Here is a 22,644-nt window from a genome sequence, read left to right on the forward strand (position 1 = left end):
CAAATCAAATATAAACATTAAAAGGGTAGTAAACCCACTTTTATTAATGCTTGCAAACAAATAAGCGAAAAAATACCCGCGAGTACATCGTCAGCCATAATTCCAAAACCACCATGTACACGCTTATCAAGCATACGAATTGGGCCTAGTTTTACTATGTCAAAAAATCGAAATAACAAAAAGCCAACCAATAAACTTTGCCAGCTTAGTGCTGCACCTATCATAGTAATGTAATAGCCCGCCACTTCATCCCACACAATAGCGGGGTGGTCATGCACACCTAAATCATCAGCCGTTTTACCACACGCCCATATGCCAAATACACTGATCACGACAGCAAAAACAATTTGTAGCCACAGCGGATAATACATCGTCATAAAAATAAATGGCAATGCAGCAAAAGTACCAAATGTACCAGGCGCTTTAGGGGCAAGGCCGGTGCCAAATCCTAAACCAAAAAATTGATGCGGACGTTTTAAATTAAATAATCGATTTTTATTCAAGTCTGTTCCTTTGCGAAATGCTCAAAGCCATGCTGTTTAAAATCAAACTTTTCACCCTTGTGTAAAAGCTCAATTTGCCCATCACCACTTTTAATCTGCCCAATACATGTTGCATTTACACCATATTGACGCAGTTTTAAATCTAACATCCCTTTATTACTATCTGGGACGGTAAATAATAGTTCGTAGTCATCGCCATAGCTAAGAATAAATGGTAACTGTTGATCAAAATCAAGACTCGATTTCATTGCATCTGAAGTAGGAATGTTATCTATATTTACAACCGCACTCACTTGCGACATATCAAGAATATGACTTAAATCAGCCAGTAATCCATCAGACACATCAATAGCCGATGATGCAAGTCCACGTAAAACCTGACCTGCTGCTACGCGAGGCGTTGGATAATCAAAGCGTTTATTCACATACTTTAAATGTTCAGACTCTATTTCTAAACCTTGCTTACGCGATTCAATAGCTAACCCCGCATCCCCCAAAGGACCCGTAACATAAATCCAATCACCTACTTTAGCACCACTTCTGCGCAGAGCTTTACCTTCTGGCACAGTCCCTTTTGCACAAATAGTGATAGTTAATGGACCTTGAGTGGTATCGCCACCAATAATTTGTACATTAAAATATTCTGCAATTTCGTGCATGCCTTCAGTAAATTCTTCAACCCACTGTTGGTCTATACTTGGTAAGGTTAGCGCAACTGAAACCCATGTTGGTTCGGCGCCCATTGCCGCCAAATCACTTAAATTTACAGCGAGTGCTCTGTGACCGAGTGCGCGTGGGGAAATATCATCAAAAAAGTGCACGCCAGCAACTAAAGTATCAGTTGTGATTGCAAGTTGACAGTTTGGTGGAACAGTTACTAAGGCGCAATCGTCCCCTATTCCTAGGTTTACATCACGACGGGTGATACCGCGACCTTTAAAGTAGCGGTTAATTAATTCAAATTCCTTCATACACAAAAAAGCCGACCTATGCCGGCTCTCCTTTTTAACGGTTGTTTAAACAATTAATCTGAACATTAAAATTCAGAGTGAATTGTTATTACTTGCGTAAATGCTTAACAGCTTTATCAAGTACACCGTTTACAAATTTATGGCTGTCTTCTGCGCCAAATATTTTAGCCAGCTCAATACCTTCGTTAATAGCCACTTTATAAGGTACGTCTTCACGGAACTTAAGTTCATAGCTGCTTAAACGTAAAATTGCGCGCTCAACCATATCTAAGTCATCAAACGGACGTGTTAAATGTGGTGATACAGCTTCGTCTAGTTGCTTATAATTTACAGCAACACCCGTCGCTAGATCTTTAAAGTATTCAACATCAATTTTAGTAACGTCTGTTTCGATCAACATTTGTTGTTCGATATCGGCAATTAAATTGCCACTTATTTGCCAAGAATAAACGGCTTGGAGTGCTAAGATACGTGCTTTACGTCTTGCTGCTGGTTTCACAAAAATTCCTTAAACTTAAATTTTATCTAACACATTAACCATTTCGAGCGCGCCTAAAGCAGCTTCGCCGCCTTTATTGCCCATTTTGGTGCCAGCACGCTCAATTGCTTGTTCAATGCTTTCTGTGGTTAATACGCCAAATGCAACCGGGATATCATACTCAAGTGATACTTGCGCAAGACCTTTGTTTGATTCGCCAGCAACTAGGTCAAAATGTGGTGTACCACCTCTGATCACTACGCCTAAAGCGATGATTGCATCATACTCTTTTTTTGCCGCAACGCGTTTAGCCGCTAAAGGTAATTCTACTGCACCAGGTACATAAATAACGGTAATATCGTCATCAGATACGCCACCAGTGCGTTTTAGCTCATCAACAGCGCCTGCAAGGAGACTGCTACCAATAAAGTCATTAAAACGAGAAATGACAATGGCAAATTTCTTGCCCGGAGCGTACTTACTACCTTCAATAATTTTCATTTGATAACCCTAAAAATAAGTTCAAGCGGTTGCGATTGCGCAAAAATTGCTGCGCATCATACCATAAAAATAAAATAATAGACTAGTTAAAAGCAGAGCGCTTATTGTGGCTCAATATAGTCAATAACTTCTAAATGAAAGCCCGAAAGTGCATGGTACTTTTTAGGGCGACTCATTAATCGCATTTGCTTAATTCCAAGATCAGCAAGTATTTGCGAACCAACACCAACAGTACGAGATGTTCCTTGGAACTTACGAGGTGTCACATTCTCGCCTGCATCAGCTGCGGCAAATGCTTTTACTGTTGCCTCTAATTCTTCTGTACTTTCTTGTTTACCTAAAATAACTAATACACCGTCGTTTTTAGCAATGTACGCCATTGCATCAGAAAGCCCCCAACTACGGTCTGCGCTTCTATCTGAAAGTAAAATATCGTTAAAAGTACTCTGCAAATGTACGCGTACAAGTGTAGGTTCTTGCTCTTTTATTTCGCCCTTGAGCAATACGTAATGTAATTGGCCGTCGATCGTGTCTTTGTAAGTTACTAAATCAAATTCACCATGCTCTGTAGGTAGCTTACATTTTGCAACTTGTTCAATCGTGGTTTCGTTTAAATTACGATATTCGATTAAATCAGCAATGGTGCCAATTTTAATATCATGTTGTTTTGCAAAAACTTCTAAATCAGGGCGGCGCGCCATTGTGCCATCTGCATTTAGAATTTCAACAATAACAGATGATGCTTCAAGCCCAGCTAAACGCGCTAAGTCACAGCCAGCTTCAGTGTGCCCTGCGCGAGTTAATACGCCACCAGGTTGTGCCATGATAGGAAAAATATGACCAGGTTGAACAATATCACTTGGTACTGCGCCTTTTGCTATAGCAGCTTGTACTGTACGCGCTCTATCAGCGGCAGAAATACCCGTAGTTACACCTTTTGCGGCTTCAATCGACATTGTAAAGTTTGTCGAAAATGCAGCGCCATTATTTTTAACCATAAGCGGTAAATCAAGCTGCTCGCAACGCTCTTGCGTCATGGTTAAACAAATTAAACCACGGCCATGAGTTGCCATAAAATTAATTGCTTCTGCGCTAATATGTTCTGCTGCGATAATTAAATCGCCTTCATTTTCTCTGTCTTCATCGTCCATTAAAATAACCATTTTACCAATTTTAATGTCGTCGATGATTTCTTGTGCGCTGTGTAAATTCATAAATTTGCTCGTGTAAGTTGTCAGTTTCGTTATTTAATAAAGCCCGCTTTAGCGAGTAAGCTCATCGAAATATTTGAGCCCGTTGGTTGTTCTGCACCTTTTATAAGACGCTCTAAATAACGTGCAATTTGATCGACTTCTAAATTAACTTGAGTGCCCACTTTAAAATGAGCAATGGTAGTTTGCTCACTCGTATGAGGAACAATTGTTAATTTGAATTTATTACCTTCTACAGCGTTAACTGTCAGGCTTATACCATCAATACATACCGAACCTTTGTACGGAATGTATTTCATTAAATCTTCGTCAGTTGCAAGCCAATATTCTGTTGCCCTGGCGTTTTTTGTGACACTTGTAATCGTTGCAATACCATCAACATGACCAGAGACCAAATGGCCCCCCAGACGTGAAACAGGTTGCATTGCTTTTTCAAGATTAACAGTTTGCCCTATAGCATAGTGAGCAAATCCAGTTAAACCAATCGTCTCATTAGATAAATCAGCACTAAAACCGTCAATATGTTTATCAACTACGGTTAAGCAAACGCCATTGGTTGCAATGCTATCGCCTAGCTTTACGTCTTTCATATCAAGATCAGCACTTTGAATACGAATGGCTAAGTCGCCTTGTTTTTTTTGTAATAAAGCAATTTTGCCTGTGGCTTCTATTATCCCAGTAAACATAGCGCTACTCTTTTTTATTAAGTGATTTTAATAAGTTTTCAGCGCAGTGATACGTATATCGTCACCAATGCGTGTACATTCATTAAATGTTAAATTAACGGTATTTTGCATACTCGTCAATTCAGGAAAATTAACTAAACTTTTTGCATTATTGCCCATTAGTTTAGGCGCTAAATAAAAAACAAACTCGTCAATTAAATCAAGATCTGTCATTTTACCAGCAAGTGTTGCGCCCGCCTCAAGCCACACATTATTAAAATGCAGTTGCCCAAGTTTTTCTAAAACCACCTGCAAATCAACTTTGCCATTACTTTCTTTTACTTCAATATGCTTTACAAAATGCGGCCACTGTAGTGATTTATCAACCTTGGTGGTAAATATAATTATATCACTTTGAATGTTGAATAAAGCAAGGTTAGGCGTTAAGCGGTTTTGAGAATCAATAATAACACGCACAGGTTGCCGTAGCGCTAAATCGGTAGGGAGTGGGCACGGTAATTCACTTAGTCGTACATTTAATTTTGCATCATCTACTAATACGGTATCGGCGCCGGTTAAAATAGCGCAGCTTTTTGCACGGTATAATTGCACATCTTGGCGAGCAGCGGTGCCTGTGATCCACTTACTTTGACCATTTTTAAGCGCTGTTTTACCATCTATACTTGCTGCCATTTTACAGGTTACATAAGGTAAGCCTTGTTCCATTCGCTTAAAAAAGCCAACGTTGAGTGCCCGCGCTTGTGATTCAAGTAATCCATGAGCAACGTCAATGCCCGCGTCGCTCAGTATTTTAAGACCTTTACCTGCAACTTGTGGGTTTGTATCAACCATAGCGGCAATTACTTTTACTATGCCCGCCTTTTTTAAGCCTTCAGCACACGGTGGTGTACGCCCATAGTGACCACAAGGTTCAAGCGTTACATAAGCCGTTGCACCTTGTGCATTATTACCCGCTATTGCCAGTGCATTTACTTCAGCATGACCTTGACCAGCTAATTGATGGAACCCCTCACCAATGATTTGATTATTCTTAACTAATACACAGCCAACATTAGGATTAGGTGTGGTAGTAAACTCGCCTTTTTTGGCAAGCTCTATCGCGCGCGCCATATACATTTTGTCATGTTCAGTAAAAGGAACTTGGTTAAGCATTATTACTCCCCTAAGCGGGCAATTTCTTCGCCAAATTCGCGTATGTCTTCAAATGAACGATAAACAGAAGCAAACCTTACATAAGCAACTTTATCGAGCTTTTTAAGCGCTTCCATAATGCATTCACCCACTAAGTGGCTTGAAATCTCCCGCTCACCCGTTGCACGTAATTGCGATTTTATTATGTTAACCACTTCTTCAACCTGTTCAGTACTTACTGGACGTTTCTCAAGTGCACGATTTAAACCATTCAACAGTTTATCTTCATTAAACGGCTCCCGACTGCCATCTTGCTTAACAACACGTGGCATAACCAGTTCAGCGCCTTCAAATGTAGTAAAGCGCTCGTGGCAGTCATTGCACTCACGGCGCCTGCGAACTTGATGGCCTCCACCAACAAGGCGTGAGTCAATAACTTTAGTATCTTTTGCGGTACAAAATGGACAATGCATAGCTCGGTACTTCCGTTTTAAAACAAAAAAGACCGCTAAATAGCGGTCTTTTATCTTAGCAAAAAAATAGGGCCTGTTGTGCTCTAAATTACTGCTGCTTATGCAATTAAGCGTATACAGGTAATTTTGCACAAATTGCTTTTACTTTTTCTTTAACTTGCGCCTGTACAGATTCATCAGTGATGTTATCTAGTACGTCACAAATCCAGCCAGCAAGCTCTTTTGATTCTTCTTCTTTGAAACCACGACGAGTGATTGCAGGAGAACCAATACGCAAACCAGATGTTACAAATGGAGAACGTGGATCGTTTGGCACTGAGTTTTTATTAACTGTGATGTTAGCGTTACCAAGGGCTGCGTCTGCATCTTTACCAGTAATATCTTTATCGATTAAATCGAGTAGGAATAAGTGGTTTTCAGTTTTGTCAGATACGATTTTGTAGCCGCGCTCTTGCATTACAGCAACCATTGCTTTTGCGTTTTTAACAACTTGTGTTTGGTATACTTTAAATTCTGGTTGAAGCGCTTCTTTAAATGCCACTGCTTTTGCTGCAATAACGTGACATAAAGGGCCACCTTGGCCACCAGGGAAAACTGCGCTGTTAAGCTTTTTATAGATTGCTTCGTCGCCACATGCAGAAATAATTAAACCACCACGAGGGCCTGCAAGTGTTTTATGCGTAGTTGTAGTTACAACATGTGCATGAGGAACTGGGCTTGGGTAAACCCCTGCCGCAATTAAACCTGCAACGTGAGCCATATCAACAAACAGGTAAGCACCTACTTTGTCAGCAATTTCACGGAATTTAGCCCAATCAACAATACCTGAGTACGCTGAGAAACCACCAATAATCATTTTTGGTTTGTGCTCAAGTGCTAGTGCTTCAACTTGTGCGTAATCAATTTCGCCCGTTGCTTCATCTAGTCCGTATTGGATTGCATTGTAAAGCTTACCAGAGAAGCTTACGTGAGAACCGTGAGTTAAGTGACCACCATGAGCTAAGCTCATACCTAATACAGTATCGCCTGCTTCTAATAGCGCTAGAAAAACAGCAGCGTTTGCTTGCGAACCAGCATGTGGCTGTACGTTTGCGTAGTCAGAACCAAATAATTCGTTAGCACGGTCAATTGCTAATTGCTCAACAACATCTACATGCTCACAACCGCCATAATAACGTTTGCCTGGGTAACCTTCTGCGTATTTGTTAGTAAGCTGTGAACCCTGTGCTTCTAGTACACGTGGGCTACAGTAGTTTTCAGATGCAATTAGTTCAATGTGCTCTTCTTGGCGAGCAGTTTCTTTAGTGATTGCGTCAAATAACTCTGGATCAAAATCCGAAATATTCATGCTACGTTCTAACATTGGGGTCTCCTAGGGCAACGTGTATGGTGTTTTTTAGAGGCTTTATTGTACGCTTTAAACGACTCTTTGCCTACGCTCTTAAGTTGAGGATATTTAAACAGGGATTGAAACTATTTCACAGACTTTTTAAGATGATATTTTTTAATAAGTACATAACTATTTTAAATGAATTTCATTTTTCACATTTAATTAGCTAATGAAAGCCTCTCTTTTTTGAATTATAATTTATAAAAAAAGCGGCCATAGCCGCTTCAATTGTTATTTTTTATTATCCTAGCTTTACAAGTATTTCTGTACGTAATGCGTCGTAATCGGCGTTTATATCGCTTGCTAGACATGGTTTTGCTAATGCATCGCTAAGTGGTTTTGGCATATCCAATTCAATATTTAAAATATCCTCCACGCTTTCTTTAAACTTAGCAGGGTGAGCGGTCGCTAAAAAGATACCCGCTGCACCAGGCGCTCGATTTTCAACAAGACCTTGGTACGCAATAGCAGTGTGAGGCTCTGCAACATAACCCGTTTGTTGAATTTTTTTCATCACCGATTGCGTGTCTTGCTCGTTTACGCTAGTTGAATAAAAGTTATCGTAGCTAAACCAGTTATTATCTAACATTGTTTGCACACGCGGCCAGTTGTTTGGCTTACTTACATCCATTGCATTTGAAAGCGACTCAAGTGTTGCGTTTGGCGTCCACGTTTTATCAAGCATAAAGCGCGGCACAGTATCATTTTGGTTGGTTGTTGCACTTAATTTACCTACAGGTAAGCCAATAACTGCACCAATCATTGCAGCACATACATTACCAAAGTTGCCACTTGGCACTGATATATGCGCTGTTGCGCGTTTTTCTTTTGGTAGTTGTGCAATGGCCTCAAAGTAATAACAAACCTGAGCAACTAAACGGCTAATATTAATTGAATTAGCAGAATTAAGCCCAAGTGTTGATTTAACTTCTTCATCTAAAAAGGCATTTTTAACCAACTCTTGGCAATCATCAAAACTGCCCTCAACTGCGTAACAATGAATATTGTTACCTAGCGTAGTAAATAGCTTTTGCTGAGCAAGTGAAATTTTGCCTTTAGGATATAAAATTACAACATCAATATTTGGCTTATTATAAAAAGCATGTGCAACGGCTGCACCAGTATCGCCCGATGTTGCGGTTAAAATAGTTACTTTTTCATCTTTATTAAATTGCGCCAAACACTCTGCCATAAAGCGACCACCAAAGTCTTTAAACGCAAGTGTAGGACCATGAAATAGCTCTAAACAGTATGTGTTCTCTTGTACTTCCACCAGCTTAACTGGAAAGTTAAATGCATTTTTAACCATTTGTGCCACAGTGTCGCTTGGTAGCTCATCACCAATCAGGTGGGATAATATTTTGCCGCTGCGTGTAACAAAGTCCATATCAAGCAGTGCATCAACATCGGACAGTGGCAGCAGGGATTCAGGGAAAAACACTCCTTGATTACGACCCAAACCTGTTTTTACGGCTTCAACGAACGACACTTTTTGTGAGCACTCTTTTAAATTATGTAATTGCATGACTACCTATCCTATAAAACTGTTAATTGACGCGTGCCGTCGTTATCTAATTTACAAATGTGGCAAAAGCCTTGCTCGTTAATGTAATTTGCTTCTAACCACTGCGCGCATTGCTGTGCAGCTTCAAGTGTTTTACATACGCTAAACAAGGTGGGCCCTGCGCCCGAAATACTCACTATTTCAGCGCCCAGTGCTGGCAAGCTTGCTTTGGCTTCACTAAAACCTTTAATAAGCGGTGCGCGGTAAGGTTCTGCTATTTCATCTTTCATTATGCTCAGCGCATCGTCAAAACGATTAGTTAACAGTAAGCTACTAAATGCCGATAAACGCTGTGCAAACTCAACACTTGCATGCATGCTCAACTCTTTTGGTAAAACCGAGCGCGCTTTTGCAGTGTTGAGTGAAAAACCAGGGAACGCAGCAACGTAGTACCAATTTTCATCAACAGGCAGTGCAATCGATTTATCAGGGATTAAATCACCAGTTAACTGCAAGCCACCTAAATAACATGGCGTAATATTATCGTAATGACGACCGCCGCTTACTACAGCTTCAAAGTCAGCCATCAGTTCAATAAGCTCAACCTGACTTAAATTAGTTTGTGCAAATTGATCAAGGGCAGCAAAAGTAGCCACGACCGAACACGCACTAGATCCAAGTCCAGATCCAATTGGTAAATTCTTTTTAAGCTCGAGCTTTACGCTTGGCATAGTAGGCGCAACATGCGCTCTAAAATGCACTAAGCACTGGTACGCTAAATTATCCTGCGCATCACTTGGTAACTTGTGAGCGTAGTCGCCAGTACAAATAAATTCGTCACTTGGTGCTGCGCTGACAACGGCTACATCGCCTAATAAACTGCCATCAATTGGTGCAAGGGCTGCGCCAAGGGCATCAAAACCCACTGCAAAATTACCAATAGACGCCGGCGCATATACTTCAATCATAATGTGCTCCTAGCGCGATAGCGTTTTTAAAATATCAGCAAATACACCCGCTGCTGTTACTTCAGAGCCTGCACCATAACCACGAATTACAAACGGACGCGGCTGGTAGTATTGGCTTAAAATAGCAAGTGCATTTTCGCCATCGCGAATAACACTAAGTGCATGTTTTTCATCTACCGCTTCAATACCTACTTTACAGTGACCTTCATTAATTGTTCCTACATAACGAAGTACCTTACCTTCGCTCGCAGCGCTTTGAATGTGGTCATTAAAATCAGCATCTAGGCTTGGTAGTTTTGCCATAAACTCATCAACGCTATCGCCTTGTGCAAAACCAACTGGTAATACCGATTCAACTTCGATATCGCTCAGCTCTAATTTCATACCTGCTTCGCGTGCAATGATCAGTAACTTACGTGCTACATCGGTACCCGATAAATCATCACGAGGGTCTGGCTCTGTAAAGCCGCTTTCTTTGGCTTTAATGGTTGCCTCAGAAAGTGATAAACCATCTTGAAGTGCGCCAAACATATACGAAAGTGAACCTGATAAAATACCGCTAAACTCTAACAATTCATCACCAGCACCAAATAACGATTGTAAGTTATCGATTACTGGTAAGCCTGCACCAACGTTTGTTTCGTATAAGAATTTACGATTATTCTTTTGCGTAGCAGCTATTAAATCTTGGTAATACGTGTATGAGCTTGTTGTGGCTTTTTTGTTCGCTGCAACCACATGAAAACCTGCATTTAAAAAGTCTAGGTATTGCGCAGCAAGTGCATCCGACGACGTACAATCAACAAGTACTGGATTAACTAAATGATTTTGTTTAACAAACTGCTCTACTAGTTTTAAATCAAACGCTTGCTCAGATAAGGATAGTTTTTGCTGCCAATCGCCAAAAGCAATACCTTCACTATCTAGATGTAATTGACGAGAGTTAGCAACACCATACAAGTTGAGTTTAATATTACGCTTTTCAAGCCACGCTTGTTGACGTTCAAGCTGATTAATAAGCTCTTGTCCTACTAAGCCACAACCGAGTAAAAACACATCAATTGACGGCACATGCGTGAAAAAGTTTTCATGGCATATTTTTACAGCGTCATTACATAACTCACCATCAATTACCGCAGAAATAGCACTTTCTGTAGAATCCTGTGCAATTGCCACAATATTTACTTGCGCTTGTGCAAGCGATGCAAAAAACTTAGCCGCTAATCCACGGTGTGCGCGCATGTTGTCGCCCACTAAAGTAACAATGGCTAAATTACGCTGTACTTGTACAGGCTCAATAAGCCCTGCTTGTAATTCAAGCTTAAATGCAGTTTGTAGCGCATCGAGTGCCAGTGCGAGGTCTGTTTCGTGCACACAAAAACTAATGCTAAATTCACATGATGATTGTGTAATTAAAACAATTGATACGTTATCGTGGGCAAGCGCATTAAATACCTTAGACGCCATCCCTACTTTACCTTTCATGCCCGGGCCTGAAACCGTTAGCATTGCAAGCTCTTGTAAGCTCGAAAGCGCTTTTACCGGCTCATCAGATGAATAATCGTTACCAATTAATGAACCTTGTGCGTCTGGGTTATGCGTATTTTTAATTTCACATGGCACACCGGCTTTAGCACACGGTAAGATTGTTTTAGGATGAAGTACTTTTGCACCAAAGTAAGAAAGCTCCATCGCTTCTTTATAAGATAAAAAATCTACCTTAGTCGCTTTTTTAATATAACGAGGATCAGCGCTGTATACGCCATCAACATCTGTCCAAATTTGGCAAATTTCAGCGTCTAAACAGGCTGCTGCAATTGCTGCTGAGTAATCAGAGCCATTACGGCCAAGCGTTGTAAGCTCACCTTTGTCATTACTTGCTGTAAAGCCAGGCATGATATAAATAGTTGCAGGGTTTTCTTTAAGTACAGCTTGAAAGCGCGACTTACTTAAGACTAAATCAGCTTCGGCATCAATATAACCACCAGTAGAAGCAATACAACTTGTCGCTTCTAGGTATCTTGCATCGTGAGAGCTCAATAAAGCCTGCATTAAAGAAACACTAACGCGTTCTCCAAAGCTAATTACGAACGCACGAACTTGCTCAGGGCAACACTGTATAAGTGACACGCCATCTAGTTTATTTTTAAGCTCGTCTAAGTTTGGCCAGCTTGTAACTACCACACCACTTTTTTCAACGTCAGCTTTTAAACCTTCACAACGGCTAACTAATATTTGCCATTGCTGCGAAAAATCTAAACCTTGCTCTGCGGCACTTGCCAGTGCAACCAGTGAATCTGTCATGCCACCTGGCGCAGATAACACTAATAACATTTCATCTTTTAACTGTGCTTTAACTAATTGAGCTACCTGCTCAAGGCAAGCAAAGTCGGCAAGCGACGAGCCTCCAAATTTTAAAACGCGCATTATTTATGTTCCTCATCCCATAAAACGAAAAAAGGCCTGTGTTCTAAGTGAACACAGGCCTTTAAATTTGTTGCACCGACCTATGCCACTATCCAGTAAGAATGGTGGTTGTAATAATGATGGTCAGTACGCGATTAATTGTTTTCATAGGGTAAGACTGCCTTAACAAAGGCTATGCTGTCAACCCTAAATTAAAAGATAAAACAGCCTTTTTTGACAAAAAAAGGCTCAATGAATGCCAAATTTATGCAGTATCTCATTCATCCTATTTTTATCTATGGGTTTATTCACAAAATCAATTGCACCCAATTGAGTCACTCGCTGCTTCATTTTTTCTTGAATATCAGCAGAGATAACAAGTACAAAGCACTCTATTTTATTTGCTTTTATATGTTCAAGTACTTGGACACCATCCACTTCTGGCATAGTTAAATCTAAACACAATAAATCAAAATTATTCGTTTTAAATAGCTCAATGGCTTTTGCACCATTTACAGCCTGTTGAATATCTACATCAATACACTGTTGCAGACACCTAATGACCTGTTTACGTGCGACGGTTGAATCGTCACATACCAAAATAGAAAAATTCATAGTTTTTACTACTGAGTGAACATAATTAAAGTTGTTAATGAGGAGCTATCCATAGCAATACTTAGCATCCTACGTGTCAGTACCGCTATAAGCAACAAAGTAACGTTAACTCTTTTATATAAAGTTTATATTTGTTACGTTTATGTTAGTGTAACTAGTTGCTTGTATATACTTAAAAATAAAATAATTTGTAGATTAAAATAAATAGTTAATCCATTACAAGCTTTATCTATAGTAAATTAAAGGTTAACTAGAATATAAAAGGCAAGAAAATTAAATGTTTTATGTATTTTTAAGCATTTATTGACTAACTTTTAACTAACTAAATAAATATAGTCTAAACAAAGGAATAACTGAACACTCATGTTACAACAAAGCCTTTCTAAAAAGTTATTGACTAGCGTGCTATCAGTCTATTTTTTGCTGACATTTGTGGTCACTTGCGGGCAAGTTATTGCTGAGTACGTCAATACTAAAGATTATATTAGAGACGAATTAGCAACGTTACAAAAAACCTTTAGCCGCAGTTTAACTAGAGCAATTTGGGAATTAAATACCAAACAAACCATCACAACTGCTGAGGGGCTATTAGCGATCCCTATGATTGAAGGCATAATTGTGCGCGATGATAGTGGTGAAATAATCTCGCAACTTGGTCGCTCTCTCGATATACACAAACTATATAGCCAACAATTGGTACAAGAAGAAGTTATTCTTGAAGACACTAAATCTGGTTTATTTGGGTATACCTTCCCGCTTATTTTTGAATTTTCAGGACGCGCAACTCAAGTTGGTGACGTAACGCTTTTTTCTAGTAGAGAAGTTGTTTTTAGCCGCATTATGGTGTCAATTTACTTTTTAATTGGCAATGCAATGATTAAAACCACTTTTTTAATTATTCTCTTTTTAATGGCTTTTAGAAAGCTGCTTACAGATCCCTTAGCCCAACTAACCGATCAAATAGAAAACTTAGAACTTGATGAACTCGAAGGTGAACATATTGAAATTGAAACCGATGAGCATAACGAACTCAAAGTTATGGAAAAATCATTCAATAGACTTATCGATAAAGTAGTTCAATATCGCAAAGAGTTAGAGCTCGCACAAAAAGAGCTCATTATTAGTAATGAAAAACTAGATCAACACAATGTTCAATTAGAACAAGATGTAGCTCGCAAAACATCAAACTTAAGCCAAGCTATGATGGATTTGCAACAACAAAAATACGAGCTCGAAAAACAAAAAATTGTCCTCACCGATGAAATCGATTTACGCCGCAGCACTGAGCTTGAACTATTAACAAAACAAACTGAATTAGAGCGTTATGTAGAAGAATTAAGTCTTGCTCAAGAGCGCTTACTTGGCACAGAAAAAATGGCTGCACTTGGCGGGCTCGTTGCAGGGATAACTCACGACATTAACACCCCAATCGGTATTGGAGTAACTGCTATATCGTTTTTACAAGAGCGCCTAAATCAGATAGATGTTGCTTATAAAGAAAAAACTCTTTCACCTAAAGTGCTCGAAAACTTTATTAACGATGCGAAACAAAGTACCAGCTTGCTAACGACAAACCTAGACAGAGCGTCTGAATTAATAGCCAGCTTTAAACAAATTGCAGTTGATCAGGCAAGTGAAGCAATCAGAACGATTAATTTTAAAGATTACATCAATGAGGTTATTCGCTCGCTTCACCCACAATTAAAAAAAACAGCGCACTCAATTAAGCTCGCGTGTCCTGAGGATCTAATCTTAAATTTACCTGCAGGCGCTATAAGTCAAATTTTCACTAATTTAATCATGAACTCGCTGATTCATGGTTTCGAAGGGAAAAACAACGGTATCATAGATATAAACATAACCAGCAACGAAACCGATTTAATCATTAATTATAAAGATAATGGTAATGGAGTAACGAGCGAGCAACTCGAAAAACTATTTAATCCATTTTTTACAACTAAGCGAGATCAGGGCGGTAGTGGGCTTGGTACTCACATTATGCTCAATCTAGTAAAGCAAACTTTAAGCGGTTCAATTGAAGCCTCCAGTAATACTGGAGAAGGTTTAAGTTATGTAATTAAATTCCCCAAAAACATGCAAAAGCCTTTGCCTATATTTAATCAAGATTAAATCGTCATAACAATAAAATCAGTCATTTCGAGATACTGATTTTATTGTTATGATTGAACAAATTTTTCAAATGGATCAATCCCCATGTGGTTTAGTAACCTTATTTGTTACCGCTTTAAACAAGATGTTTCGTACACTCAAGAAGATTTCGATAAAGCATTAGAGCAAGATTTATTTCGTCCATGTACAGGCCAAGAGCTCTCTACATTTGGCTGGACGAAGGCATTTGGAAAGCACGGTGATACGCTATCGCATTTTTCACAAAAAAGTATTTTAGTTTGCGCCAAGCGTGAAGAAAAGGTTCTCCCTGCATCAGTTATCAACGAACTTGTTGCTGAAAAAGTCGATTTAATTGAAGCTGAAGAAAATCGCCCTGTAAAGAAAAAAGAAAAAGATGAATTGAAAGAAAATATCCTTCATGCCCTTCTTCCACAAGCATTTAAAAAATCGAGCCTACAGTTTGCATTCATTGATCAAGAAAATGGCTGGGTAGTAGTAAACAGTGGCAGTTTTAATAAAGCTGAAGAACTACTTGCGCTACTGCGTAAATCGTTAGGAACACTTCCTGTAGTTCCTGCTTTTGCTAATTACGACTTAGATGTATTTTTAACTGATTGGTTAACTAACTTCAGTACGCCAGAAGGTTTTGCTATAGGTTCTGACGCTGAGCTTGAAGAAGCAGATGACAGCGGCGCACAAGTTAAGCTTAAAGGCCATGACCTATCGTGTGATGAAGTAAAATCGCATCTTGAAAGTGGTAAACGCGTCACTAAACTTGCACTTGATTGGCAAGAGCGCGTTAAGTTCATGCTGCAAAACGACGGTTCTATTAAGCGTTTAAGCTATTCAGAAACGTTAAAAGAAGAAAATGCAGATATCCCTAAAGAAGATATGGCTGTAAAACTAGACGCTGATTTCATTCTCTCATCAGAAGAGATAAAACAGCTCCTAGAAGAACTTACACAAGGTTTAGGTGATGCTGACGATTTAGTTAAACCATAACCAGTTGAACATTAAAAAAGCACGATTTAATCGTGCTTTTTTAATGCGCTCAATTTACTAAGGTTAACTAACCTGAACTCTGGATAATAAATCTATCTCGAGCAGCTATTTTCAGCGCTAACTGCGTTGAATTTACTTGCAATAGGCCCGCTATTGACGCGTAAATTCGCCTTGTTTTCACTGAAAATCTCTGGCTAGAGAAAATAAGTTTAAATATCAACATGATTCAATACATTAGTAAATCTCTTAACCAGAGTTCAGGTTAACTAAACATTTCTTTTACGTCATCGAGCATATCGTTATATTCATCGCTAGAAAATAACTGCATTGATGAGATAACACCTTTATCAATATACACTTGTAACGCAGCAGATTTATCCGAAACCTGCAGTGTTCCCTCTAATATGGCACCAATTCGAATAAAATCTACATAACTGATTTTTTCTGGTTTATACGCAGGATCGGCCCAGCTCAATGCAACGTCAGAAAACTCATCAGGAAACTCCCATGCACTCATTATAGAAGAACCGACTTTGCCACTGAGTTTTTGAATTGCATGCGCTAAAAAGCTAGGGTTAGCAAAAACTTCTGGATGGCGTTCAGCTTCAGTCAAAATAGGCAAAACACCAATATTATAAACAAGCGCTGCTAACGTAATTGAATCACGATTTAATGAAGTATGTTTATTGTTTAGTAAATAAAACTCCATTAATGAAATTGAATGACAGGCGACTGTTAACGTTTTTTGCCACGCTTTACCCATGTACCCTTTGATCAACTCATTGTTTGAAACGAATAACTGCTCCATAGCCATAGCTGTTACGATATTTTTAATTTGACGCAATCCAATGCGGGTTACAGCTTGATGTAAATTAGATACTTTCACTGAACGGCCCATTATGGCGCTATTTGCAACTTTAATCATACGGGCAGATAAAGCAGGGTCCTGTGAAATAACATCTGACATTTTAGTTAAATTTACTTCAGGGTTATCAGCAGCCTGCCTAACTTTAACGGCCACTTCTGGCAACGTAGGTAAAACAAGCGTATCGTTATTTATTCTATCGACTAAAATCGTTAATAGTGCATTTTCTGTAGACATAGAGCGGTCATCCTTTTGTTCTTTAGTTATAATATAACTGCAAGCCTCGACAATTAATTTTTATAGCAGTGGTAATACAATAAGTATTATCTAACTTACCGTTAAAGTTAAGGAAATTATAGATATTTATTTTATTCACCTCTTTTCATCTGCACAATTAACCATACAACGCCTAATACTTGCTATTTGCCATTTAGTTTTGCTTTAATGCATCACAATAGGGAAGCGTACATACTTTTTTTTATTTTATTAGCGCTCACACATTATTAAATTTACTTTTTTAACAGGCAACATAATGATCTTAAATAAAATTAGCCAAGCAATTATACTCTCTGGCGTTGTTTTTCTTAGTGCATGTTCAGAGCAAGCCCCCTCATCAACCAACACCACAGCAAAAACAGAAAAACTAACCAGTGCTGCAGATAAGCAAATGGCTCCAGCGCTTATTAACGCAGACAAACAGCGTTTAGATATCTATACCGACTTTAGCCTAAAAAGCGATTTATCACATTTAAGTGATAACCAAAAAGCGATGCTTGTGAAACTTATTGATGCTTCAAAAATAATGGATGAGTTATTTTGGAAACAAGCATTTGGTGAGAGTAAAGATACTTTTTTAGCTAAATTAAACGATGAAAAAATACGCCTATTTGCAGATATTAACTACGGCCCATGGGATCGTTTAAATGGTGATGAAGCGTTTTTATCAGGATATAAAGAAAAGCCACTTGGTGCGCAGTTTTACCCTGCCGACATAACTAAAGAAGAGTTAAACAACGCAAACGTTAAAGATAAAACGGGGCTTTACTCAGTTATTAAGCGTGATGAGCAAGGCAAACTTTACAGTGTCCCTTATTCTAAAGAATATGCTGTTGAGCTTGCAAAAGCAGCGGACCTTCTTCGCGAAGCAAGTAAACTTGCTGATGATAAAGAATTTGCAAGTTACCTAAACCTACGTGCCGATGCCTTGCAAAAAGATGATTTCCAAAATTCTGATTTTGCTTGGATGGACATGAAGAATAACCCTATTGATGTGGTTATTGGCCCTATAGAAACTTATGAAGATCAATTGTTTGGTTACCGCGCTGCTTATGAATCCTATGTGTTAATTAAAGATTTAAAGTGGAGTGAACGGTTAGCTAAATTTGCAGCCTTTTTACCTGAGCTGCAAAAAGACTTACCTGTAGATGCTAAATACAAACAAGAAGTGCCAGGCTCTGATGCCGACCTAAATGCATATGATGTTGTTTATTATGCTGGCCATTCCAACGCAGGCAGTAAAACAATTGCCATTAATCTACCAAACGATGAGCAAGTTCAGCTAGAAAAAGGGACTCGTCGTCTACAACTTAAAAACGCAATGCGTGCTAAGTTTGACAAAATTTTAGTGCCAATTTCAGAGCAGCTTATTGTTTCTGAGCAACGTAAACATATTACTTTTGATGCGTTTTTTGCCAACACTATGTTTCATGAAGTAGCGCATGGTTTAGGCATCAAAAATACGATTACCGACAAAGGAACTGTTCGCCAATCACTACAAGAGCATGCAAGTGCGCTTGAAGAAGGCAAAGCCGATATTTTAGGCCTGTACATGATTGAGCAATTACTTAAAAAGGGCGAAATTACAGAAGGAACTATTGAAGATTATTACACGACCTTCATGGCGGGCATATTTCGTTCTGTGCGCTTTGGTGCATCAAGTGCACATGGTAAAGCAAATATGATCCGCTTTAACTTTTTTGCTCAAGAAGGCGCTTTTTCTAAAAATGAAGCGGGTTTATACCACGTAAATATGGAAAAAATGAGTATGGCAATGGCTAAGCTTTCTCGTCTAATTTTAACCTTACAAGGTGATGGCGATTACGAAAAAGTTGATCAGCTAATTGCAACTCATGGCGGCATTAAAGAAGAACTTGCTAAAGACTTAGAAAAATTAAGCCAAGCAAATATTCCTGTAGATGTTACGTTTAAACAAGGTAAAGAGGTACTAGGTTTAAAATAACCTAGCACGGTGATAATTTAAGAGCGTTACAGCAAACACTGTAACGCTTTTTTATTATACTAATTGCATTAAATTAGTGATCTATTATAGCGATAAGAAAATAGCGCAATAGCAAGGCTAAAATTATGATACATAGTTGTTCTATATAAATAATTTTTAACGTAGTTAGTGAGTTATTTAATACGCTAGAATGATCATGTTTTAAGAAAATTGGTATTATTTATCGTTTACCACTTCGCGCACTACAGGCTCTAGGCTTTTCATACCCCAGTGCCTTCCTTTATCAAGCGCAGCCTCTACATCAAGACCCTGCTCATGTGCAGAAATTGCCATCAATGCCCCAACTCGATTACTGCTTGCACAATGCACTAAAATCGATTCACCCTTAAACTCATTAAGTAAGTTTATTAAATTACGCGCATTTTCAACTGTAACATCCTGCGCACCTGCGATCGGTAATGCGTGATAGTTCATTCCTAGAGATCGTACAAACTCACCTTCATCCCACGTTTGTTCACTAAAGGAGCGTAAGTTTATGACATGCTTTACACCCGCTTGCGATAGCAACTTAATCTGCTCAGCGCTAGGTTGTGCCGCCGAGTAAACATGATTGCTATGTTCGACTAAATTTTTTATAGCTGTCTTTTTAATAATTTCAGCGTTAACTGGCTGCTCAGTTGCAACAGCAAAGTACCCACCTGATAACGCGACAATAAATAAACCCGTACAAAGTTGATTGATTAGCTTCATTTTATTCCTCATTTATATTATTAACCGCTATTAAAAATAGGTTTTTAATTTTACTATTTGCTCATCAGTATAAAGGACAGCAGAAAATTTGCCCCATACAGGCGCAGGCCATGCCTTATCGCTTTTAAAACGTGCTATGTGATGAATATGTAATTGCGGCACCATATTACCCAAAGCCGCTACATTTAGCTTATCGGGGTTAAAAACTTTTATTAGTAGCTTACTGAGTTTTGCTGACTCTTTTAAATACACAATTTGATCAGCTTCAGATAAATCAATAATCTCTTTTAAATTAGGCTGCCTAGGCACTAATACAAACCATGGGTACTGGCTGTCGTTTAATAAAAGCACTTTACACAATGGCCAGTTGGCAAGCTCGATACAATCACGTTTAAGCTCCGGCGCTAATTCGAATACAGTGTTAGTCATGGTTATGTCCTACTTAGTCTTTAATAATGGCTACTTTATAGCATTTAGTTGCAGTTGCACACGCTTGGCTTTACCATTCAAAGCACTATTTATAATAAGCTAAGGCAACCTTGTGCTAAAAAAAATAAAACATCTTTCACTGGCTCTGCCACTAATAGTTGGCGCTATTAGTGTTCAAGCAAAACCTTTATCGCTGGAGCGTATTTTTGACGATCCGAGCTTGTCGGGTAAATCCCCTGTACAACTTAAATTTTCTCCTGATGGTAGCCGCGTAACTTATTTACAAGGTAAGAGCGATGACTATAACCGCTATGACTTATGGGAATACAACCTAAAAGATAACACTAACCGTATATTGGTTGATTCGGCAAAGTTATTTTCAGGCCCAGAAAACTTATCCGATGAAGAAAAAGCGCGCCGCGAACGCCAACGTATTTTTGGTAAAGGCATACTTGAATATAAATGGTCTAAAGATGGCAGCGCACTGTTATTTCCACTGAACGGCGACCTTTACTATTACGATTTAGCCTCTGCTAAAAGTAAAAAGTTAACCGATACTGAAACATTTGAAACCGATGCACGCTTTTCACCTAAAGGGAATTATGTTTCGTTTATTCGTGAGCAAAACCTATTCGCTTTAGAGCTTGATTCAGGTAAAGAAATTCAGCTTAGTAAAGATGGCGGCGGTGTAATTAAAAACGGCATGGCCGAATTTGTTGCACAAGAAGAAATGAGCCGTATGACGGGCTACTGGTGGTCTGGGGACGAAACTAAAATTGCTTATACCCGTGTTGATGAAACACCCGTAAAAGAAGCTATCCGTAACGAAATTTACGCTGATGAAGTGAAATTATTCAATCAACGCTACCCGTTTACAGGTACCGATAACGTAAAAATTCAACTTGGTGTTGTTAAGCTAAACGATCAACAAGTAGATTGGATTGATTTAGGTAAAGACGAAGACATTTATATTGCACGTGCTAAATGGCTAAAAGACGGCAATACATTGTCGTACCAATGGCAAAATCGCTCGCAAGATAAATTAGAGCTTCGTTTTTATAACAGCGAAACTAAAACACAAAAAGTAGCACTGACTGAAAATAGTGAAACGTGGATTAACCTACATTTTGACCTTGAATTTTTAAAGGACAAAAAACACTTTGTATGGGCGTCTGAGCGCAACGGTTTTAAACACCTATACCTGTATCGCACAAACGGTCAACTCGTTCGCCAAATTACCTCTGGTGATTGGGCTGTTGATAGCTTAAAAGGCATTGATGAAAACAAAGGCATTGTTTACTTTGCTGCCCGTAAAGACACGCCTCTTGAAAGCCACTTATACAGCGCCTCTTTATTTAAAAAAGGTAATACAAAACGTATCACCGAAAAAGGTCAGTACCATAATGTTGTGCTCGCAAAAGACAGCAAAACCTTTATCGATAATAGCTCGTCTGATAATAAACCAAACTCTGCAGCGCTTCGCAAAGTAAACGGCGAATTTATTACATGGCTTGAAGAAAACAAGCTTGATAGCAACCACCCGCTTACCCCTTATTTAAACGATTTAACAAAACCAGAATACGGCACAATTAAAGCCAATGATGGCCAAGTTATGCATTACCGTTTATTCAAACCTAGTAACATCACTGATGGTAAAAAACATCCTGTTATTGTTAACGTATACGGCGGCCCGCATGCGCAACGTGTTACGAATAGCTGGCGTAGTAAAAATTTGTATTTTCAGTACATGGCGCAGCAAGGTTATGTAATTTTTCAACTGGACAACCGTGGTTCGTACAACCGTGGTAAAAAGTTTGAAGATGCTATTTATAAACACCTTGGTGTAGTGGAAGTTGCCGATCAAATTAAGGGCGTAGAGTTTTTACGCACACTTGACTATGTAGATCCAGAACGTATTGGCATATATGGTCATAGTTACGGTGGTTACATGGCGCTTATGACAATGTTTAAAGCGGGCGATTACTTTAAAGCCGGTGTATCGGGTGCTCCAGTAACCGATTGGGCATTGTATGATACGCACTACACTGAGCGCTATTTAGGGCACCCTGACACAAACGCAAAAGGCTATGAAGCCAGTGCTGTTTTTCCATATACAGACGGCTTAAAAGGCCCATTAATGATCTACCACGGTATGGCTGACGATAACGTTTTATTTACCCATGCCACAAAGCTATTTAAACAATTGCAAGATAACGAAAAGCAGTTTGAAATGATGACCTACCCAGGCTCTAAACACAGCTTACGCGGTAAGCAAGTGCAAACACATTTACATAAAACCATTACAAATTTCTTTAATCGTCATTTTGATGTTGAATAACTGAAAAATTTGAAAATTTGAAAATTTGAAAATTTGAAAATTTGAAAATTTGAA

Annotated in this window: 20 protein-coding genes; 4 read left to right on the top strand and 16 right to left on the bottom strand. The window is 38.9% G+C overall.

The genetic code is table 11. The features are described 5' to 3' along the window. Positions 1–17: 17 nt before the first annotated feature. From H5119_RS15105 to H5119_RS15165, 13 genes are all read right to left on the bottom strand, one after another. Positions 18–503, bottom strand: a complete 486-nt coding sequence (locus H5119_RS15105; protein WP_182702845.1) for a phosphatidylglycerophosphatase A — start codon at positions 501–503, stop codon at positions 18–20. Then, positions 500–1,474: a thiamine-phosphate kinase gene (thiL, locus tag H5119_RS15110; RefSeq protein WP_182702846.1), complete on the bottom strand. Its 975-nt coding sequence runs from the start codon at positions 1,472–1,474 to the stop codon at positions 500–502. Before thiL ends, H5119_RS15105 begins: the two co-directional genes overlap by 4 nt. An 88-nt stretch (positions 1,475–1,562) precedes the next feature. After that, positions 1,563–1,973 carry a transcription antitermination factor NusB gene (nusB, locus tag H5119_RS15115; RefSeq protein WP_002961751.1) on the bottom strand — a complete coding sequence of 137 codons (411 nt, stop codon included), beginning with the start codon at positions 1,971–1,973 and terminating at the stop codon, positions 1,563–1,565. A gap of 15 nt (positions 1,974–1,988) precedes the next feature. After that, entirely contained in the window at positions 1,989–2,453 is a 465-nt protein-coding gene (ribE, locus tag H5119_RS15120; protein WP_007587130.1) for a 6,7-dimethyl-8-ribityllumazine synthase, read from the bottom strand. A gap of 101 nt (positions 2,454–2,554) precedes the next feature. Continuing rightward, positions 2,555–3,667, bottom strand: a complete 1,113-nt coding sequence (gene ribBA / locus H5119_RS15125) for a bifunctional 3,4-dihydroxy-2-butanone-4-phosphate synthase/GTP cyclohydrolase II (protein ID WP_182702847.1) — start codon at positions 3,665–3,667, stop codon at positions 2,555–2,557. 29 nt (positions 3,668–3,696) lie between these two features. Next, positions 3,697–4,350 carry a riboflavin synthase gene (locus tag H5119_RS15130; protein ID WP_077535894.1) on the bottom strand — a complete coding sequence of 218 codons (654 nt, stop codon included), beginning with the start codon at positions 4,348–4,350 and terminating at the stop codon, positions 3,697–3,699. Positions 4,351–4,377: 27 nt separating this feature from the next. Next, positions 4,378–5,502 carry a bifunctional diaminohydroxyphosphoribosylaminopyrimidine deaminase/5-amino-6-(5-phosphoribosylamino)uracil reductase RibD gene (gene ribD, locus H5119_RS15135; protein ID WP_182702848.1) on the bottom strand — a complete coding sequence of 375 codons (1,125 nt, stop codon included), beginning with the start codon at positions 5,500–5,502 and terminating at the stop codon, positions 4,378–4,380. Between the two features lie 2 nt (positions 5,503–5,504). Next, positions 5,505–5,954, bottom strand: a complete 450-nt coding sequence (gene nrdR, locus H5119_RS15140; protein ID WP_077535896.1) for a transcriptional regulator NrdR — start codon at positions 5,952–5,954, stop codon at positions 5,505–5,507. A gap of 106 nt (positions 5,955–6,060) precedes the next feature. After that, complete coding sequence (gene glyA, locus H5119_RS15145; RefSeq protein ID WP_008137971.1) at positions 6,061–7,317, bottom strand: serine hydroxymethyltransferase; 1,257 nt, start codon at positions 7,315–7,317, stop codon at positions 6,061–6,063. Between the two features lie 268 nt (positions 7,318–7,585). Further along, positions 7,586–8,869, bottom strand: coding sequence for a threonine synthase (gene thrC / locus H5119_RS15150; protein ID WP_182702849.1), 1,284 nt, complete (start codon positions 8,867–8,869; stop codon positions 7,586–7,588). A gap of 11 nt (positions 8,870–8,880) precedes the next feature. Beyond that, a complete protein-coding gene (thrB, locus tag H5119_RS15155; protein ID WP_182702850.1) occupies positions 8,881–9,816 on the bottom strand; it encodes a homoserine kinase in 936 nt (311 codons plus the stop codon). A 9-nt stretch (positions 9,817–9,825) separates the two neighbouring features. Further along, positions 9,826–12,243 carry a bifunctional aspartate kinase/homoserine dehydrogenase I gene (gene thrA, locus H5119_RS15160; RefSeq protein WP_182702851.1) on the bottom strand — a complete coding sequence of 806 codons (2,418 nt, stop codon included), beginning with the start codon at positions 12,241–12,243 and terminating at the stop codon, positions 9,826–9,828. A 228-nt stretch (positions 12,244–12,471) separates the two neighbouring features. Continuing rightward, entirely contained in the window at positions 12,472–12,837 is a 366-nt protein-coding gene (locus tag H5119_RS15165) for a response regulator (protein WP_182702852.1), read from the bottom strand. A 363-nt stretch (positions 12,838–13,200) separates the two neighbouring features. On the opposite strand from H5119_RS15165, the gene H5119_RS15170 reads away from it, so the two are divergent. Together H5119_RS15170 and rdgC are read left to right on the top strand one after the other, a co-directional pair. Continuing rightward, positions 13,201–14,967, top strand: a complete 1,767-nt coding sequence (locus H5119_RS15170; protein WP_182702853.1) for a sensor histidine kinase — start codon at positions 13,201–13,203, stop codon at positions 14,965–14,967. A gap of 84 nt (positions 14,968–15,051) precedes the next feature. After that, a complete protein-coding gene (gene rdgC / locus H5119_RS15175) occupies positions 15,052–15,969 on the top strand; it encodes a recombination-associated protein RdgC (RefSeq protein WP_182702854.1) in 918 nt (305 codons plus the stop codon). A 262-nt stretch (positions 15,970–16,231) separates the two neighbouring features. On the opposite strand, the gene H5119_RS15180 is transcribed toward rdgC, so the two are convergent. Further along, positions 16,232–17,071, bottom strand: a complete 840-nt coding sequence (locus tag H5119_RS15180; protein WP_077535903.1) for an HDOD domain-containing protein — start codon at positions 17,069–17,071, stop codon at positions 16,232–16,234. Positions 17,072–17,366: 295 nt separating this feature from the next. Here H5119_RS15180 and H5119_RS15185 point away from each other — a divergent pair, with 295 nt between their 5' ends. Next, on the top strand, positions 17,367–19,073 hold the full coding sequence (locus H5119_RS15185) for a dipeptidyl-peptidase 3 family protein (protein ID WP_182702855.1): 1,707 nt from the start codon (positions 17,367–17,369) through the stop codon (positions 19,071–19,073). Positions 19,074–19,289: 216 nt separating this feature from the next. Here H5119_RS15185 and H5119_RS15190 read toward each other — a convergent pair whose 3' ends face one another. Beyond that, positions 19,290–19,823 (bottom strand): fused DSP-PTPase phosphatase/NAD kinase-like protein, encoded by a 534-nt coding sequence (locus H5119_RS15190; protein WP_182702856.1) that lies wholly within the window; start codon positions 19,821–19,823, stop codon positions 19,290–19,292. Between the two features lie 30 nt (positions 19,824–19,853). Next, complete coding sequence (locus H5119_RS15195) at positions 19,854–20,252, bottom strand: HIT domain-containing protein (RefSeq protein ID WP_182702857.1); 399 nt, start codon at positions 20,250–20,252, stop codon at positions 19,854–19,856. A gap of 112 nt (positions 20,253–20,364) precedes the next feature. Here H5119_RS15195 and H5119_RS15200 point away from each other — a divergent pair, with 112 nt between their 5' ends. Further along, positions 20,365–22,590, top strand: a complete 2,226-nt coding sequence (locus tag H5119_RS15200; protein ID WP_182702858.1) for a S9 family peptidase — start codon at positions 20,365–20,367, stop codon at positions 22,588–22,590. Positions 22,591–22,644: the final 54 nt, after the last annotated feature.

Source organism: Pseudoalteromonas sp. SG45-5, assembly GCF_014164085.1.
Classification (GTDB): Bacteria; Pseudomonadota; Gammaproteobacteria; order Enterobacterales; family Alteromonadaceae; genus Pseudoalteromonas; species Pseudoalteromonas aliena.